This is a genomic window from Collinsella sp. LCP19S3_H3 (assembly GCF_052119145.1).
In the GTDB taxonomy this organism is placed as follows: domain Bacteria; phylum Actinomycetota; class Coriobacteriia; order Coriobacteriales; family Coriobacteriaceae; genus Collinsella.
Window position 1 is genome coordinate 1 of record NZ_JBQKFW010000042.1, and the last position, 717, is coordinate 717.

The following is a 717-nucleotide window of genomic DNA, read 5'->3' on the forward strand; positions in this document are numbered from 1 at the left end:
GTCTTTGACCACTGGGAGGTTATCGACGGTGACATCGAGCTCGCGGATGCGGCTTCTGCCACGACGACCTTTTTGCTGGGCGAGAAAGCCGTGACGGTGCGCGCGCTCTTTAAGGCGGCGCCTGCGCCTGAGCCCGTGCCCGACCCCAAGGATCCGTCGGACGGTAAGGGCTCCGGCTCTGCAACGACCGTCACGGAGACCAGGTCTGCGGCCAAGAAGCAGGACGCAGCGGTGCTGCCCCATGCGGGAGACCGCACGTTCGCCCTGGTTGCGGGCATCGCGATTGCCGGCGTCATTGTGCTGGCCGCCGGCTTTGCCCTGACGCGCCGCCATAACAGGCGCTAGCAGGTAAGGCGCCTTCACGGGGCGGCGTCGTCAGACTGATTTGTCCCTGACGGCGGGGGGTTGCCCGCATCGCATCCCCGGCACGGGACAAATGTGTTAGATGACGCCGTCCCTGACGGAGGGTTGCCGCGGGACACTTGTCGTCAGGTATATTTGTCCCAAAAATTAAGAAAGCGGGGGATTGACATGAACTGCCTCCCATTTCTTGGACACGAGAAATGGGAGGCTTTTTATTAAAGGCTTTAGCCTGTGCGGGGCGCACAGCGCGCCGCATCAGAAACCACCCGCTATGCGGGTGGGGCCAAACGGCTTTACAAAGCCGCCCCCTCGCCGGACACTTGCGATTGTTCAGGCCGCAAGGAATCCGAGTCG

General features: G+C 62.6%; 1 protein-coding gene. It reads left to right on the top strand.

Annotation, left to right across the window (positions count from 1 at the left end):
• Positions 1–345, top strand: a 345-nt coding sequence (locus tag ACTQZF_RS09210) for a hypothetical protein (protein ID WP_441555109.1), incomplete at its 5' end; no start/stop codon positions are given.
• Positions 346–717 lie beyond the last annotated feature (372 nt).